We start from the raw sequence: 16,008 nt of genomic DNA on the forward strand, positions 1-16,008 counted from the left end.
GGTCATGCGCGTACTGGCCGCGATGAGCGGAGGTGTCGACTCGGCGGTGGCGGCGGCGCGTGCCGTCGAGGCCGGGCACGACGTGACGGGTGTGCACCTGGCGCTGTCGGCGAAGCCCGGCACGCTCCGCACGGGTGCGCGGGGCTGCTGCACCATCGAGGACTCCCGCGACGCCCGCCGCGCCGCCGACATCCTCGGCATCCCGTTCTACGTGTGGGACTTCGCCGAGCGGTTCACCGAGGAGGTCGTGGAGACCTTCGTGGGTGAGTACGCCGCAGGGCGGACGCCCAACCCGTGTGTGACCTGCAACGAGAAGATCAAGTTCGAGGCGCTGCTGGAGAAGGCGATCGCACTCGGCTTCGACGCGGTGTGCACCGGGCACTACGCCAGGCTGTCCGTTTCCGGTGGCGTGCCGGAGCTGCGCCGTAGCGCCGACGACCACAAGGACCAGTCGTACGTGCTGGCCTCTCTCACACCGCAGCAGCTGCGGCACGCCATGTTCCCGCTCGGCTCCTCACGCAAGCCCGACGTGCGGGAGGAGGCGGCCGAGCGCGGACTGGCCGTGGCCGAGAAGCCCGACAGCCACGACATCTGCTTCATCCCCGACGGCGACACGAAGCAGTTCCTCGAGAACCGGCTGGGCGAGCGCCCTGGCGACCTCGTCGATGCCGAGACCGGTGCCGTGCTGGGGCAGCACACCGGCGTTCACGGCTTCACCGTCGGCCAGCGCAAGGGCCTCGGCATCGACGCGCCCGCGCCCGACGGCAAGCCGCGGTACGTGCTGTCGCTGGAACCGGTGTCCGGAACGGTGAAGGTGGGTTCCTCCCAGGAACTGTCGGTGTCCACGATCGACGCCGACCGCGCGATCTGGCCGTCGGAGCAGCCGCTGTCCGGCCCGACCGAGTGTGTCGTGCAGGTGCGCGCGCACGGCGGCATGGCACCGGCCGTGGCCGAGGTCGACGGGGACGCCGTGCGGATGTCGCTGCGCGAACCGCTGACCGGTGTCGCGCCGGGGCAGGTCGCGGTCCTCTACCGCCCCGACGCGGAAGAAGGCGACGTCGTCCTCGGCAGCGCGAAGATCTCGGCCACGGCGTAGCCCCGCGCGCGTCCCGCGTCCGGAACCGCGTGTTCTGCGTTCGGACACGCATGTTCTGCGTCCGGCACGGCGTGTCCTGCACTCGTGTCGCGTCGTCGGGCGGCGTTGCTCCGGTCCGTCGCCCTGCCGCCACTGCTCATCGGTACGCGGCGGCGCGACACGATGTCTGAGCCCCACCGTGGTTTCGGAAACGGCCAACACGGCCCCCGGAGGGCGCAACACGGCCCCCGGAGAGTGCAACACGGCCGGGAATCTCCGTTTCGGTTGCTGCGCGGGCGCAGGACACGCGGTGCTGGGTGCAGGACATGCGGGTGTTGAACGGTTCATTCGGCTGGGGGAGGATCGCGTCCACGACGCAGGTCGAACGCGTCGCGATGACGGAGGAGTTCAATGTCGAACGCAGGCAACGCCGGCTCGAGCGCTACCGCGCCGGGCGGTGCCATCCACAACGGCGCCGCGGCGGGCGGTATCCGGTCCAGCACGATCGCCGACATCCCGCGGCGCAGCGCCTCACGAACGCCGCACCGGGTGGCGGTCCGGTTCGCCGATCGCACGTGGACCTACGCCGAGCTGGACGCCGCCGTCACGCGCGCCGCCTCGTACCTGCTCTCGTCGGGCCTGAACCACGGTGACCGCGTGGCCGCGTACGGCAAGAACTCCGACGCCTTCCTCATCGGATTCCTCGCCTGCGCCCGTGCGGGCCTGGTGCACGTGCCCGTCAATTACAACCTCACCGGTGACGAGCTCGACTACCTGATCACCCAGTCGGGCAGCCGCATGGTGCTCGCCGACCCGGCGCTGCGGCCCAACCTCGACGCTCTCGACCTGTCCGTCGAGCGGATCCTGCCGCTGCGGGACGAGAACGATTCGCTGCTGGCGATCGCGAGCACCGGAGACGTTCCGGACCTCGACGCCGAACTCGACACCCCGGTCGCGGACACCGATCTCGCCCAGCTGCTGTACACGTCCGGCACGACGTCGAAGCCCAAGGGCGCGATGATGACGCATCGCGCGCTGGTGCACGAGTACCTCTCGTGCATCGTCGATCTCGATCTCACCGCCGACGACGACCCGCTGCACGTCATGCCGCTGTACCACTCGGCGCAGATGCACGTGTTCCTCGTGCCGTGGCTGGCGGTGGGCGCGTCCAACACGATCGTCGAGACGCCCGACCCCGCCGACATTCTGCGCCGGATGGCCGACGACCGGCACGGGGCGTTCTTCGCCGCGCCGACGTTGTGGGTCGCGCTGGCCAATCACGCGGACTTCGGCAGTCGCGATCTGTCGGCGCTGCGCAAGGCCTACTACGGTGCGTCGATCATGCCGGGGCCGATCCTGCAGCGCCTCCGCGAGAAGCTGCCGGACCTCGGGTTCTACAACTGTTTCGGCCAGTCGGAGATCGGCCCGCTTGCCACGGTGTTGCGCCCCGAGGACCACGACACGCGTCCCGAGTCCGCCGGCCGTCCCGTGCTGTTCGTCGAGGCGCGGGTCGTCAACGGTGACGGCAACGACGTCGCGCCGGGCGGCGAGGGCGAGATCGTCTACCGCTCGCCGCAGCTGTGCCTGGGGTACTGGGACAAGCCGGAGGAGACGGCCGAGGTCTTCGGCGGCGGTGGGGGAGGGGGTGCTCCGGCCGATGAGGGTGTAGCCGGCGGGTGGTTCCACTCCGGGGACCTGGTGCGAGTGGACGAGGAGGGTTACATCTTCGTCGTCGACCGCATCAAGGACGTCATCAACACCGGCGGTGTCATGGTGGCCTCGCGGGAGGTGGAGGACGCGCTGTACACCCACCCGTCGGTCGGGGAGGTGGCCGTGGTGGGCCTGCCCGACGAGAAGTGGATCGAGGCCGTCACCGCCGTCGTGGTCCCCAAGGACGACGGCCTGCCCGACGAGGACGAGTTGACGCAGTGGGTCAAGGATCGACTGTCGGCGTTCAAGGTGCCCAAGCAGGTGCACTTCGTCGACGATCTGCCGCGCAACGCGTCCGGCAAGATCCTCAAGCGGGAACTCCGAGACCGCTTCAGCGGCTAGGTGCAGGGCAGAGGGCCAGCAACCTCTCGGCGAGACGTGCAGCCACGTGGTCGGCGCCGGTGCCGGTAGGGGTGTCGGCGAGCAGGATGCGGTGGAGGATGACCTCGGCGGTCTGCACCAACAGCGCCGCCGTGTGATCCGCCTGGTCCTGCTCACCGACGGGGGCGACTCCGCAACGGCGCACGTGCCGGGCGAGGGCCGTCGTGGTCACTTCCCGGTCGAGTCGCCGGGCGCCGAGCGGCTCGCCGAGTTGCTGACCGGCCCCGGCCGGAGCCGTGAGGCTGGCCGGTCCGCGTCGACGGGTGCCCGGGACACGGCGACGGGCCGATGGGAAACAATCGGGTCCGTGGAACAGCGAGTGTGGCCGAGCGGCGTGGCGACGGGGATCGGATCGATGCCGGGAACGGACATCGCCGAGGCGGCGGCGATCGTGTTCGGCGAACTGCCCGACCTTCCCCACATACCGGAACTGCCCGACCGCGGGGTGGGCGCGGACCTGCTGGGACGCACCGCGGGAATGCTGGTGGACATCGCGGTGGACGTCGTGCCGACCGCGTACCGGATCACCGGCCGTCCCGGGCGGCACCACCGGCGGGCGGTCGACCTGCGGCGCTGGGACGTCGATGCCGTCACGGAGGCCGCCGACCGTGCGGGTGGCACACCGTGGGCGGTGAAGACGCAGGTCGCCGGGCCGTGGACGACCGCCGCCGGTATCGAACTCGCTCGCGGCCGTCGGGTGTTGACCGATCACGGGGCGACGCGCGACGTCGTCGAGTCCCTGCTCGAAGGGATCGCTGCGCACGTGGCCGAGCTGTCGCAACGCACCGGTTCCGGTGTCGTGGTGCAGTTCGACGAGCCGTTGCTGCCGGACGTGCTGGCCGGTGCGCTGCCGACGCCGTCCGGCTACGGCACGGTCGACGCGGTGCCGGAACCGGAGGCCCGCGAGCTGCTGCACCACGTCATCACACGCGCGGCCGAGATCACCGGCAACCCGGTCGTCGTGCACTGCTGCGGGCGCAGGCCGCCGGTGGCGCTGCTGCGCGCGGCGGGCGCGCACGCGATCGCCCTCGATGCGACGCTGCTCGACGGTGCACCGGGGAGTCTGCTCGACGAGCTCGGCGAGGCGTGGGACACGGGCGTGCAGCTGGGTCTCGGACTGATACCCGCCGAACCGCCGGCGGTGTGGCCGGATCTGGCCAGGGTCGCGCGCCCCGCGCTCGACCTGGTGGATCGCCTCGGGTTCAACCGGTCGATCCTGGCCGAGCGTGCGCTCGTGACCCCGACGTGCGGCCTCGCGGGCGCGACGGGAGGCTGGCTGCGCCGCGCGCTGGCGCTGAGCCGCGACGTCGGCAGGGCATTCGTCGAACCGCCGGAACGGTGGTAGAGGGGGAAGATCATGGGATGGTTCCGGAGAAAACGATCCGGATCGGCCGGCAGCGGGCGCACGGGTGAGGACGGCGCACGCGCCGACGCCGGTGTCGACGGCGCGGCCGGTGGGGAGGCGCCCGATCCGCGCACGCCGTGGCCCGAGCAGCCCGTGCCGGACGATCCGCACGCGGCCGCGGAGGAGTTCTGGTCGGCGTGGGCGCAGCTGTTGCCACACCTGAGTGCGGCGTTGGGGGAGGGCGACACCGAGCGCGCAGAGAACCTGCTGGTCGAACCGGTGGCGGCGGTCCACCCCGGACTGCAGTTCAGTGTGGACCGCGGCGGTCGTGCGATCTACGCGCTGGTGATCAGCAGTCGCGAGGATCCGGAACTCCGGCCGTACACCGACGCCTGGCGGGAGGCCGCGCCGCCGGAGGACGCGATCTGGGAGTTCCACGACTCGGTGCCGCCCGTGCCCGATCCGGCCGGTGTGGCCGTGAACTTCGCGGGGCAGCGATTCGACCTCGGGGACGTGCGCGTGGTGGCGCAGGTCGACGACGACGCGGGCCTGGTCGACGTCGCGGTGCACCATCCGCTGCTCGGCGACGTCGACGGGTTCGCGCGGACGACGATGACGTTCCTGCCGCTGGACGTGACCCTCGGTGAGCGTCTCGCGGCCGAGCGGCTGCGCCGCGTCGAAACGGCCGTGGCCGAGCCCGACAACGCGATCACCCTGGCGGAGTTCCGCGACCTGGTACGGCAACTCGCCGGCATTCCGGCGGACGGCGACGCCGCGGGTGACGACGACGGCGGCGGTGACGGCGGCGGGGAATCCGGCCGGTAGCCGGTCACCGGGTCCGGCGCACGGCTCTTCCGGACATCACTCCGCCATCAGTTCGAGGTCGAGCCGGCGTAGCCAGCGTGTTTCCATCTCCATCTTGAGGGCTGCGACCTGTGTGGTGGCGAACAGGCTCGGTGCGGCTTCGTGGAGCAGCTCGCACTTGCCGGGGCCCATCGCGCGAGCCTTCGCAACGGCGCCGGCACCGTTCAGATCCATCAGGTCCAGATCGTCGAAACGCAGTGCGTCGAGGAGCGCGTTCGTGAGTGCGAGCCGGTCGACCCGTTCCCGCCGCGTTGTCAGGTAGGCGAGGTCGAGGTCGTGTGGCGCTCGAAGTGGTTGGGACGCCACGGCGCTGCCGTGCGCGACGAGCAGGTCGACCCCGTGTCGGGCACACAATGTGGCGAGTGAACCGTCCGCGGACATGGTTCGGAGCCGGTTCAGCGCGTCGTACGGGCTCGACTTCGAGGGGGCGGTCACGCCTCCAGCATACGGCTCCGGCGGCTCCCGGCAGAGCGGTCGCGGCCGGAGCGGGTCGGCGGAATGTCGGGCCCGGTGACTACTCTCAGGCGTTGTGAGCACTGAGGACCTGTCGGGCGGCCACGTGGCCGAGGACATCAAGGACGTGCCCGCCGATGCCCGCGAGGAGCATGCGGCGCTGACCGAGGAGGTCAAGGGCCACCAGTTCCGCTACTACGTGCTGGACTCGCCGACCGTCTCGGACGGCGAGTTCGACACGATGCTGCGCCGGCTCGAAGAGCTGGAACGTGACTACCCGGGACTGGCGACGCCGGATTCGCCGACGCAGAAGGTCGGCGGGACGTTCTCGACCGAGTTCGTCGCCCACGACCATCTCGAGCGCATGCTCAGCCTCGACAACGCGTTCGACGTCGAGGAGCTGCGCGCCTGGGTCGACCGGGTGGAGAAGGAGATCGGCGGCCGTGCCCGGTACCTGTGCGAGCTGAAGATCGACGGGCTGGCGGTGAACCTGCTCTACGAGAACGGCAGGCTCACGCGCGCGCTCACCCGTGGTGACGGGCGCACGGGTGAGGACGTCACGCTCAACGTGCGCACCATGCAGGACGTGCCCGACGAACTGACCGGCACGGCCGAGTTCCCCGTGCCCGAGCTGGTCGAGGTGCGCGGCGAGATCTACTTCCGGGTCGAGGAGTTCGCCGAGCTCAACGCCGGACTCGTCGACGCGGGCAAGCCGCCGTTCGCCAACCCCCGCAACGCCGCCGCGGGTTCGCTGCGACAGAAGGACCCGAAGGTCACGCGCAGCCGCCCGCTGCGGCTCATCTGTCACGGCCTCGGGAAGCGGCAGGGGTTCGAACCTGCGCGCCAGTCGGAGGCCTACGACGCGCTGGCGGCATGGGGGCTTCCGGTGTCGCGCCACAGCACGACGATCGACAGCGCCGAGGGCCTGGTCGTGCACATCGAGTACTGGGGCGGCCACCGTCACGACGCCGAGCACGAGATCGACGGCGTGGTCGTGAAGGTCGACGACGTCGCGCAGCAACGCAGGCTGGGGGCCACGGCCCGCGCGCCGAGGTGGGCGATCGCCTACAAGTATCCGCCGGAGGAGGCGACGACGCGGCTGCAGGACATCCGCGTGAACGTCGGCCGCACCGGCAGGGTCACGCCGTACGCGGTGATGGAACCGGTGAAGGTCGCCGGGTCGACCGTCGCGATGGCGACGCTGCACAACCGCGAGGAGGTCGAGCGCAAGGGCGTGCTCATCGGCGACCGCGTGGTGATCCGCAAGGCGGGCGACGTGATTCCCGAGGTGCTCGGCCCCGTGGTCGACGTGCGCACCGGTGACGAGCGGGCGTTCGTCATGCCCGACCGCTGCCCGGAGTGCGGCACCGAACTGGCCTACCAGAAGGAGGGCGACGTCGACATCCGTTGCCCCAACGCGCGAACCTGCCCGGCGCAGCTGCGGGAGCGGCTGTTCCATCTGGCGGGCCGCGGCGGCTTCGACATCGAGGTGCTGGGGTACGAGGCGGCGGCCGCGCTGCTGGAGTCGGGCGTGCTGACCGACGAGGGCGACGTGTTCTCCCTCGACGAGGAGAAGCTGAGCCGGGTCGACCTGTTCGTCACCAAATCGGGTGAGTTGTCGGCCAACGGTGCACGCTTGCTGGCGAATCTGGACGCCGCCAAGGACCGTCCACTGTGGAAGGTTCTGGTCGGGCTGTCGATCCGGCACGTGGGGCCGACCGCGGCGCAGGCGCTGGCCCGCGAGTTCGGATCCGTCGATGCCATCGATGCGGCGACCGAGGAGGAGATCGCCGACGTCGACGGCGTCGGCCCGACGATCGCGGCCGCCGTGCGCGAATGGTTCGCCGTCGACTGGCACCGCGAGATCGTCGACAAGTGGCGCGCCGCGGGTGTGCGCATGGAGGACGAGCGCGACACGTCGATCCCGCGCAACCTCGAAGGGCTGTCGATCGTCGTGACCGGGTCGCTGGAGACCTACTCCCGCGACGAGGCGAAGGAAGCGATCATGGCCCGCGGCGGCAAGGCGGCCGGGTCGGTGTCGAAGAAGACGGCGTTCGTCGTCGTCGGCGACGCGCCGGGGTCGAAGTACGACAAGGCGCTGCAACTCAAGGTTCCGGTGCTCGACGACAACGGCCTCACCGTGCTGCTGCAGCAGGGCCCTGACGCCGCCCGCGAGATCGCGGAGGTCGCCGCCGATGAGTGAGATTCGGGTGCGGATGGCACGCCCCGACGAGTACGCGGCCATCGGCGAATTGACGGTCGAGGCGTACACGACGGGCGGGCATCTCGCCGACGACGTCGGGTACGACGCGGTGCTGCGGGACGTCGCCGGCCGCGCGGCGACGGCCGAGGTGCTCGTGGCGACCGGCGGCGACGACGTGGTGCTCGGATCGGTGACCGTCGCCGAGGCCGGCACGCCGAAGGCCGAGGTGGCGCGTCCTGGTGAGCTGGAGTTCCGGATGCTCGCGGTATCGCCGGACGCCCAGGGCAGGGGAGTGGGCGAGGCGCTCACCGGCGCCGTCGTCGACATCGCGCGGGAGCGCCGGTTCGGTCGGGTCGTGCTGTGCAGCCGCGACCGGATGACCACGGCCCACCGGCTCTACGAACGCCTCGGCTTCACCCGCATCCCCGAACGGGACTGGGCCCCGCACCCGGACGTGCCGCTCCTGGCCTTCGCGATGGACGTCTGAGCCGTCGACGCGGCCGATTCGACGACCGCCACGGCCACACCGGTCCGAACCGCGAGACGCCGCGGCGACCGGGCCGCGTTTCAGCCGCGGATGCGGGTGAGCAACCGCCCGATGCCGTAGGCCGCCCCTGCTGCGGCGACGCCGGCCAGCACGGTGCCGGTCACCCCGACGTGTTCGACGAGCCAGTCGACGACGTGGCGGCTCCGGGAATCCGGGTCGGCCAGCACGATCAGCGAGAACGCCCCGGCCAGGACGATCACGCCCGCCAGCACCCACCGCGCCCGGCGCTGCCGGAGGCCGAGTCGTTCGACCACCACGCGGCCCGCGTTCACGATCCGCCGTGCCCGCAGGATGTGGAAGCCGCCGAGCAGCAGCACCAGCCGCAGCACCTGCAACGGCCCGATGACGAACACCACCGCGGGAATCGCCGCGGCGACGACGAGCAACTGCCAGCGATACCGGCGCAGCCACCGCCGCACGCTGCCTTCCAGCCACAGCAGCACCACCGACTCGCCGACGAGCACCGATACCGAAGCCCAGTTCAGCACCGTCCCGATCGCCGCGGCCGGTCCGCCGGCACGAGTCAGGAAGACCGCCGGGATCGACGCGAGCGCCGCGACGAGAACCGGGACGGTGAGTTTGCGTTCGAACTCGTCGGCCCGGTCCGACTGCTCGTTCCCCGTCGAGCTGCCGTCTCCCGAGGCCAGGCCACGCGAGGTGTCGTCAGCCGCAGTGCCGTCAGCCGAGATGCCGTCAGCCGTGGTGTCGTCGCCGGTGCCCACGACCTGCGGCCCGGTGGGGCCTGCGGTGTCGCCGGCGTCGTCAGGATGAGGCGAGCCGGGACGAGGCGAGTGGGGGTGAGGCGAGTGGGGGTGAGGCGGGTCGGACACGGCGGGCTCGGCGACCTTCCGGACTCGGCATCGTCGGCTGGCCCCGGCGCGGTTCAGCCGTCCAGGACCACCGCGACAATACCGGCAAGGTGCGCGAGTCGGGCGACCTCGGCCGCGCGGAACATCGGCCCGCCGGGCCGGCCGATCAGCAGCACCAGGTCGGGCTTGCCGAGCGGGGTCGCAGCCAGTTCGGTGCCCAGCTCACGCCACGTGTCCGGTACCCACGGTGCTTCCCCGTCGAGCACGGTGGCGCGTTCCAACGGCAGCCACGGGACGTCGCCGATACGGGTTTCGGGGGCCGCGCCGGATGCCGCGAGCCGCTTCACCCCGCCGGAGCTGTGCTGCACGACCACCGACCAGCCTGCGTGCATGATCCGGGGGACCCCACCGGCCAGCACCGCCAGCCCGTGCGCGGGCTGCTCGGCGATCTCCTCGACCAGTTCGAGCTCACTGTGGGTGTCGAGCACACCGGCGTACGGGCGGACGGCGTCCACCTCGACGCCGTCGACGCTCTCGGCCGCGGTGATCAGCGCGTCCGGCAGCCGGTCCGAAGGCAGGTCCACCACGAGGTCGTCGATGGCGGTGCCGCCCGAGCGTTCCACGACGTCGACGCTGAGGATGTCGGCACCGGCCGTGCCGAGGGCGGTGGCGATCGCGCCGAGGATGCCCGGAGTGTCCGGCAGCTGCACACGGATCAGGAACGACACCGCGGTCTCCCTTCAAGCAGGTGCGAGAACCGGATGCGTCCCCCGCCGGTGGCCGGTGAGGAACGGGAGCATCGCGGCCGTCTCGTCATGTCGTGTCACGTCGTGGCCGGGCGAGTCCCCCGACGGCCGTCGACGGCTGCGGAGGGGCAACGCCGACCGGTGATTGTTGCAGAACACGCGTGTCGAATATAGGCACCGGCTCGCTCGCCGCGTCGGCCCCCGTGGCAACCCCCGCCCGGCCGCACCGCCCCGGTCCGGCGGCCATAGACTTCGCGGGAGAAGACAGACCTCCGCAGGCGCTCGGCGGTCCTGCGGTCCGAGCACACCCCATCGGAGTCAGCTGCGTGTCGAACATTTCCCGCGACGAGGTCGCGCACCTCGCGAAACTGGCCAGGATGGCCGTCACAGAGGAGGAGCTGGACACCTTCGCGGGCCAGCTCGACCAGATCCTGGACGCGGTGGCCAAGGTCGGCGAGGTGGCGGGTGACGACATCCCGCCGACGTCGCACGCCGCGGCGCTGACCAACGTCTTCCGTACCGACGAGGTCCGGCCCGGGCTGTCCCAGGACGAGGCCCTGGCCGGAGCGCCCGCCGCCGAAGAGGGACGGTTCCGCGTCCCGCGCATCCTTGGTGAACAGCAGTGAGCGGAGAAACAGTGAGCGACCTGACCAGGCTCACCGCGGCCGAACTCGCGGAGAAGATCCACGCCGGTGAGGTGTCGGCCGCCGAGACGACGCAGGCCCATCTGGACCGCATCGCCGCCGTCGACGACGACGTGCACGCGTTCCTGCACGTCGACGCCGAGGGCGCGCTCGAGGCCGCCCGCGCGGTCGACGCCGGCATCGCCGCGGGCACGGCGCCTGCCAGCCCGCTGGCCGGGGTGCCGCTGGCCCTCAAGGACGTGCTCACCACCCGCGGCGTGCCGACGACGTGCGGCTCGAAGACGCTCGAAGGCTGGCTGCCGCCGTACGACGCGACGGTCACCCGGCGGCTGCGCGACGCCGGTGTGCCGATCCTCGGCAAGACGAACATGGACGAGTTCGCGATGGGCTCGTCGACCGAGAACTCGGCCTACGGGCCGACGCGCAACCCGTGGGACCTCGACCGCATCCCCGGCGGCTCCGGCGGCGGCTCCTCGGCGTCGCTGGCCGCTTACGAGGCGCCGCTGGCGATCGGCACCGACACCGGCGGTTCGATCCGCCAGCCCGCCGCCGTCACGGCCACCGTCGGCGTGAAGCCCACCTACGGCGGGGTGTCCCGCTACGGCCTCGTGGCGTTCTCGTCGTCGCTCGACCAGGCGGGCCCCTGCGGCCGGACGGTGCTGGACGCGGCGTTGCTGCACGAGGTCATCGCCGGGCACGACCCCATGGACGCCACGTCCATCGACGCACCGGTGCCCGCCGTGGTGGACGCGGCACGCGAGGGTGCCCGCGGCGACCTGAGCGGCGTCAGGGTCGGCGTCGTGCGTGAGCTCTCCGGTGAGGGCTACCAGGGCGGCGTGCTCCGATCGTTCGAAGCCGCCGTGGCGCAGCTGAAGGAGCTGGGCGCGGAGGTCGTCGAGGTCTCCTGCCCGAACTTCACCTACGCGCTGCCCGCCTACTACCTGATCGCGCCGAGCGAGTGCTCGTCGAACCTCGCCCGGTTCGACGCCATGCGTTACGGGCTGCGCGTCGCCGACGACGGGAACCACAGCGCCGAAGAGGTCATGTCGCTGACCCGGGAGGAAGGGTTCGGCGCCGAGGTCAAGCGGCGGGTCATGCTCGGCACGTACGCGCTCTCCTCCGGGTACTACGACGCCTACTACGGCTCGGCCCAGAAGGTGCGCACCCTCATCACGCGCGACTTCACCGCAGCGTTCGAGCAGGTCGACGTGCTGGTCTCGCCCACGACGCCGGTGACGCCGTTCAAGCTCGGCGAGAAGGTCGACGACCCGCTCGCCATGTACCTCAACGACATCTGCTCGATCCCGGCAAACCTGGCGGGCAACGCGGCCATGAGCGTCCCCAGTGGACTGTCCGACGAGGACGGCCTGCCGGTCGGGCTGCAGATCATGGCGCCGGCGCTCGCCGATGACCGCCTCTACCGCGTCGGCGCCGCCTACGAAACGGCGCGCGGCCCGGTGCTCGACAAGCTGGGTGAACTGGAGGCCGCCAAGTGACCACCACCGCCGAACTCATGGACTACGCCGAGGTCGTCGAACGGTACGACCCGGTGCTCGGCCTCGAAGTGCACGTCGAGCTGTCCACCGACACGAAGATGTTCTGCGGCTGCCCCAACTCCTTCGGCGGCGACCCGAACACGCACGTGTGCCCCGTGTGCCTCGGCCTGCCCGGCGCGCTGCCCGTCGTCAACGGCACCGCCGTGGAATCGGCCATCCGCATCGGTCTCGCCTTGAACTGCGACATCGCGGAGTGGTGCCGGTTCGCCAGGAAGAACTACTTCTACCCGGACATGCCGAAGAACTTCCAGACCTCGCAGTACGACGAGCCGATCGCCTTCGACGGCCACCTCGACGTCGTGCTCGACGACGGCGAGGTCGTGCGCGTCGACATCGAGCGCGCGCACATGGAGGAGGACACCGGCAAGTCGCTGCACGTCGGCGGCGCCACCGGCCGGATCCACGGTGCAGAGCACTCGCTGCTGGACTACAACCGCGCGGGCGTGCCCCTCATCGAGATCGTCACCAAGCCCATCACCGGCATGGGCGAGCGCGCGCCCGAGGTCGCCCGGGCGTACGTCACCGCGCTCCGTGATCTGTTGCGGGCCATGGACGTCTCCGACGTCCGCATGGACCAGGGCTCGCTGCGTTGCGACGCCAACGTCTCGCTCATGGCCAAGGGTGCGAACGAGTTCGGCACCCGCACCGAGACCAAGAACGTCAACTCGCTGCGCAGCGTCGAACGCGCCGTGCGGTACGAGATGACGCGGCACGCCGCGATCCTGGCCGACGGCGGTTCCATCAAGCAGGAGACCCGGCACTTCCAGGAGGCGGACGGCACCACCGCCGCGGGCCGCACCAAGGAGACCGCCGAGGACTACCGGTACTTCCCCGAACCGGACCTCGTGCCCATCGCCCCCACCTGCGAGTGGGTGGAACAGCTCCGCGCCACCATTCCCGAGCTGCCGTGGCAGCGCCGCAAGCGCATCCAGGAGGACTGGGACCTCACCGACGAGGAACTCCGCGACCTCGTCAACACCGGCGCCATCGACCTCGTCGCCGCCACCGTCGACGCGGGAGCGACCCAGGCCGACGCCCGCAGCTGGTGGGTCCAGTACCTCAACCAGCAGGCCACCTCGCGCGAGACCGAACTCGCCGACCTCACCATCACCCCGGCACAGGTCGCGCGCGTCATCGAACTCGTCGGCTCGGGCGAGCTCACGAACAAACTCGCCCGCCAGGTCGTCGACGGCGTCCTCGACGGCGACGGCGACCCCGACCAGGTCATCGAGAAGCGCGGGCTCAAGGTCGTCTCCGACGACTCCGCGCTCCTCGCCGCCGTCGACGAGGCCCTCGCCGCCCAGCCCGACGTCGCCGACAAGATCCGCGGCGGCAAGGTGCAGGCCGCAGGCGCCATCGTCGGCGCCGTCATGAAGGCCACCAAGGGCCAAGCCGACGCCGCCCGCGTCCGCGAGTTGATCTTGGAACGAGTTGGAGCGGCTTGATAGGCGGTGCGGGTAGGGGAACCTCAGTGGCTCCCTGGCTGCGGGATCGCCTCCTCATGAATGTCCAATTCACCACGTCGTCGCTGTCCTCGCCAGGAAGCCACTGAGAACCCCCGGCGGTGCCGGTTGCTTAGGCGGTCGCAGCGGCGGCTCACCGTTCGTCGTTGTAGCTTCCGACTTGCAGGTTCTCGGGTGGCGGGCTCGTCTTCGCCGTGGTTCCGCGGTGACGGTGCCGTCGTGGTGACAGTAGGGACAGTGCGGATCGCGACGAACTGGAGGGTGGCGCCGATGTTTGCTCGGCCTTCGTGGCGTGAGGTCGGCGGGCTCGCGGCTGCGGTGCTCGCCGTCGTCTCGCTGCTGCTGCCGTGGACCGTGTTGTCCTCCGAGGATCCCGCGGTGCGGTCGGCGCTCGCCGAACTGCCGGCCGACGACGTCACCCGTTCCGTGTGGCGGGCGACGTTCCTCGGCTGGTTCCCGCCCCTGCTCATCGTGGCCCTCGGCGTCACCGTCGCCGCTGCAGGCCGGATCCGTGCCGCGCGTACCGGCGGCCTTCCGCAGTTGTGGCTCATCGGCGCCTGTCTGGCGCTGCTGTGCGCAGTGCTCGGCTGGCTGTTCGCCGACTGGCAGTTCGGCAGCGAGGAACGCGCCGTGCTCGAGGCGGGCGGTGTCACCGTCGACGCCGCCATCGGCCGCTACCTCGGCATGCTCGCCGTCGTCGCGAGTGCCGTCTTCGCCGCGATCGACACCCGGGCGCTCCACGGCGAGACGCGCCGCAGCCGCCCCGCCCGATAACAGCCCCCGTGTTGCGCTTCTGGGGCGCCGTGTTGCGTTTCGCGGGGCTCGTGTTGCGTTCTCGGGGGCGGGGCGGCGGTCACGCGCTGTCCCGCCGTCGGCCACGGTCCGTCCGGTCGCCACGGCCGCTCATACGGCGCCGAACCGGCGGCCACCGGTCAGTCGCGGCCGGAACCGCCCGACGGCTGGCGCACGATCAGCACCACGCGGTCGTCGCTCGACGCCGGGTCGCCGCCGTCCTTGTTGACCGTGCCCGCCACCGAGACGTTCTCCGACACCTGCGACAGCGACCCCAGCCTGCCGTAGCTCGGCCCGTTGTCACCGTCCATCGTGACCTGCGGTTCGCCGCCCACGGACCCGTCCTGCGTCAGCGGCAGGTTCTGCACGTTCTCACCGCGCGAGGTCGCCACGGCCACCGAATCCGTCCAGTCGGCGCAGCCGGTGACGCCCGGTTTGTCCGGCCATGTCCACGCGGGCGCCCCCAGTTCGGCCGCACCCTCGGACGCGCCACCCTCGGACGTGCCGCCGTCCGGCACGGCGAACAGCGCATCCTTGTCCGCACCGCGGTCGGTCACCCACGTGCGGGAGCCGTCCGGGGTCTGGCAGAGGCCTCCCGGCGCGGTCAGCCCGGACGCGAGCACCGGCGAACCGCTCGTCGGGTTGTCCTCGGCCGGCGCGCCGGACGGGTCGATCCGCAACACCTTGCCGGACAACGTGCCCGCGCGGTCGGCCTTCGCCGCGTCGCCTGCGTTGCCCGTGGCCACCAGCAGCGAACCGTCGGCCGTGGCCAGCAGCGCTCCCGCGTTGCCGGTTCGCCCCTTCGGGATTCCTGTCAGCACCGGTTTCGGTTGCTGGCCCTGCGCGAACCGCACGACCCGGTTGTCCTCCGGCGTCGTGACGTAGGCGTAGACGAGGCGGTCCTCCTCGTACGTCGGTGACAGCGCCAGGCCGGTGAGCCCCCCGTCGCCCGCAGCGTCCACGTCGAGCGTCGCGAACTCGTTCTTCGTGCCGTTGCTGTCGACCTGCATCACCCGGCCGCTGCGGCGCTCACCCGCCAGCGCGCTGATCACCTGGCCGCTTCCCGGCAGCGGGGCCACCGCCGACACCGTGTCCAGGCAGGTGGCGATCACGGCGCGGTCGAAGTCCTTGCACCCCTGCGGCGGCGGTACCTTCGTCGGCTGTTCCTGGGGAGCGCTCGGCACGTCGGGGGCCTCGACCTCGGGCAGTTCCGGCTGCGGTCCGCGTTCCGGCGACAGTTCCGGCGCCGCCGACCACCGTTGCCCGCTGGCGTCGTCCTCGAACTCGGCGCACCCGGACAGCACGAGCAGGCCGCTGACCGCCAGGACCAGCGGCACCGACCATCGTCGCTGTCCGAGTCGTCCACCGCGCACGGTTTCCGAGAGTAGGTGCCACGTCGTGAGTCGTGAGTAAGCGGGTC

General features: G+C 71.3%; 15 protein-coding genes. 10 read left to right on the plus strand and 5 right to left on the minus strand.

Features of this window, described 5'->3' with window-relative positions; all coding sequences use genetic code 11:
* Positions 1-4 precede the first annotated feature (4 nt).
* A complete protein-coding gene (gene mnmA / locus LY12_RS01440) occupies positions 5-1,096 on the plus strand; it encodes a tRNA 2-thiouridine(34) synthase MnmA (protein WP_253852786.1) in 1,092 nt (363 codons plus the stop codon).
* A gap of 390 nt (positions 1,097-1,486) precedes the next feature.
* The gene (locus LY12_RS01445) at positions 1,487-3,127 is read left to right on the plus strand and encodes an acyl-CoA synthetase (protein WP_253852789.1); all 1,641 of its coding nucleotides are present in this window, start codon (positions 1,487-1,489) and stop codon (positions 3,125-3,127) included.
* Here the strand turns inward: LY12_RS01445 and LY12_RS01450 are convergent.
* On the minus strand, positions 3,117-3,338 hold the full coding sequence (locus LY12_RS01450) for a hypothetical protein (RefSeq protein ID WP_253852791.1): 222 nt from the start codon (positions 3,336-3,338) through the stop codon (positions 3,117-3,119). The two genes, LY12_RS01445 and LY12_RS01450, sit on opposite strands and share 11 nt — an antisense overlap.
* A gap of 135 nt (positions 3,339-3,473) precedes the next feature.
* Between LY12_RS01450 and LY12_RS01455 the strand changes: the two genes are divergently transcribed.
* Both LY12_RS01455 and LY12_RS01460 read left to right on the plus strand, forming a co-directional pair.
* Positions 3,474-4,511 carry a uroporphyrinogen decarboxylase/cobalamine-independent methonine synthase family protein gene (locus LY12_RS01455; RefSeq protein ID WP_253852792.1) on the plus strand — a complete coding sequence of 346 codons (1,038 nt, stop codon included), beginning with the start codon at positions 3,474-3,476 and terminating at the stop codon, positions 4,509-4,511.
* A 12-nt stretch (positions 4,512-4,523) separates the two neighbouring features.
* Positions 4,524-5,336 (plus strand): hypothetical protein, encoded by an 813-nt coding sequence (locus LY12_RS01460; RefSeq protein ID WP_253852794.1) that lies wholly within the window; start codon positions 4,524-4,526, stop codon positions 5,334-5,336.
* Between the two features lie 36 nt (positions 5,337-5,372).
* Here LY12_RS01460 and LY12_RS01465 read toward each other — a convergent pair whose 3' ends face one another.
* Positions 5,373-5,810, minus strand: a complete 438-nt coding sequence (locus tag LY12_RS01465) for a nucleotidyltransferase domain-containing protein (RefSeq protein WP_253852795.1) — start codon at positions 5,808-5,810, stop codon at positions 5,373-5,375.
* A 94-nt stretch (positions 5,811-5,904) separates the two neighbouring features.
* Between LY12_RS01465 and ligA the strand changes: the two genes are divergently transcribed.
* Both ligA and LY12_RS01475 read left to right on the plus strand, forming a co-directional pair.
* Positions 5,905-8,031, plus strand: a complete 2,127-nt coding sequence (gene ligA, locus LY12_RS01470; protein ID WP_253852796.1) for an NAD-dependent DNA ligase LigA — start codon at positions 5,905-5,907, stop codon at positions 8,029-8,031.
* Entirely contained in the window at positions 8,024-8,518 is a 495-nt protein-coding gene (locus tag LY12_RS01475) for a GNAT family N-acetyltransferase (protein ID WP_253852798.1), read from the plus strand. The genes ligA and LY12_RS01475 overlap by 8 nt, the downstream gene beginning before the upstream one ends.
* 80 nt (positions 8,519-8,598) lie before the next feature.
* On the opposite strand, the gene LY12_RS01480 is transcribed toward LY12_RS01475, so the two are convergent.
* Both LY12_RS01480 and LY12_RS01485 read right to left on the minus strand, forming a co-directional pair.
* Positions 8,599-9,300: a hypothetical protein gene (locus LY12_RS01480; RefSeq protein WP_253852800.1), complete on the minus strand. Its 702-nt coding sequence runs from the start codon at positions 9,298-9,300 to the stop codon at positions 8,599-8,601.
* Between the two features lie 161 nt (positions 9,301-9,461).
* Positions 9,462-10,115 carry an ACT domain-containing protein gene (locus tag LY12_RS01485; RefSeq protein WP_253852801.1) on the minus strand — a complete coding sequence of 218 codons (654 nt, stop codon included), beginning with the start codon at positions 10,113-10,115 and terminating at the stop codon, positions 9,462-9,464.
* A gap of 344 nt (positions 10,116-10,459) precedes the next feature.
* Between LY12_RS01485 and gatC the strand changes: the two genes are divergently transcribed.
* The 4 genes from gatC to LY12_RS01505 all read left to right on the plus strand — a co-directional run bounded on the left by gatC (position 10,460) and on the right by LY12_RS01505 (position 14,570).
* The gene (gatC, locus tag LY12_RS01490) at positions 10,460-10,759 is read left to right on the plus strand and encodes an Asp-tRNA(Asn)/Glu-tRNA(Gln) amidotransferase subunit GatC (protein ID WP_253852802.1); all 300 of its coding nucleotides are present in this window, start codon (positions 10,460-10,462) and stop codon (positions 10,757-10,759) included.
* Between the two features lie 11 nt (positions 10,760-10,770).
* Positions 10,771-12,273 (plus strand): Asp-tRNA(Asn)/Glu-tRNA(Gln) amidotransferase subunit GatA, encoded by a 1,503-nt coding sequence (gatA, locus tag LY12_RS01495; RefSeq protein ID WP_253852803.1) that lies wholly within the window; start codon positions 10,771-10,773, stop codon positions 12,271-12,273.
* On the plus strand, positions 12,270-13,778 hold the full coding sequence (gene gatB, locus LY12_RS01500) for an Asp-tRNA(Asn)/Glu-tRNA(Gln) amidotransferase subunit GatB (RefSeq protein WP_253852804.1): 1,509 nt from the start codon (positions 12,270-12,272) through the stop codon (positions 13,776-13,778). The genes gatA and gatB overlap by 4 nt, the downstream gene beginning before the upstream one ends.
* A 288-nt stretch (positions 13,779-14,066) precedes the next feature.
* A complete protein-coding gene (locus tag LY12_RS01505; RefSeq protein WP_253852805.1) occupies positions 14,067-14,570 on the plus strand; it encodes a hypothetical protein in 504 nt (167 codons plus the stop codon).
* 158 nt (positions 14,571-14,728) lie between these two features.
* Here LY12_RS01505 and LY12_RS01510 read toward each other — a convergent pair whose 3' ends face one another.
* On the minus strand, positions 14,729-15,961 hold the full coding sequence (locus tag LY12_RS01510) for a PQQ-dependent sugar dehydrogenase (protein WP_253852806.1): 1,233 nt from the start codon (positions 15,959-15,961) through the stop codon (positions 14,729-14,731).
* Between the last annotated feature and the right edge of the window lie 47 nt (positions 15,962-16,008).

Origin of the sequence: Prauserella alba (assembly GCF_024171735.1) — a bacterium.
GTDB classification, from domain to species: domain Bacteria; phylum Actinomycetota; class Actinomycetes; order Mycobacteriales; family Pseudonocardiaceae; genus Prauserella; species Prauserella alba.

Coding starts and splice junctions, on each gene's coding strand:
- mnmA (WP_253852786.1), top strand. CDS start 5: ATGCGCGTACTGGCCGCGATGAGCGGAGGTGTCGACTCGGCGGTGGCG.
- LY12_RS01445 (WP_253852789.1), top strand. CDS start 1,487: ATGTCGAACGCAGGCAACGCCGGCTCGAGCGCTACCGCGCCGGGCGGT.
- LY12_RS01460 (WP_253852794.1), top strand. CDS start 4,524: ATGGGATGGTTCCGGAGAAAACGATCCGGATCGGCCGGCAGCGGGCGC.
- LY12_RS01475 (WP_253852798.1), top strand. CDS start 8,024: ATGAGTGAGATTCGGGTGCGGATGGCACGCCCCGACGAGTACGCGGCC.
- LY12_RS01505 (WP_253852805.1), top strand. CDS start 14,067: ATGTTTGCTCGGCCTTCGTGGCGTGAGGTCGGCGGGCTCGCGGCTGCG.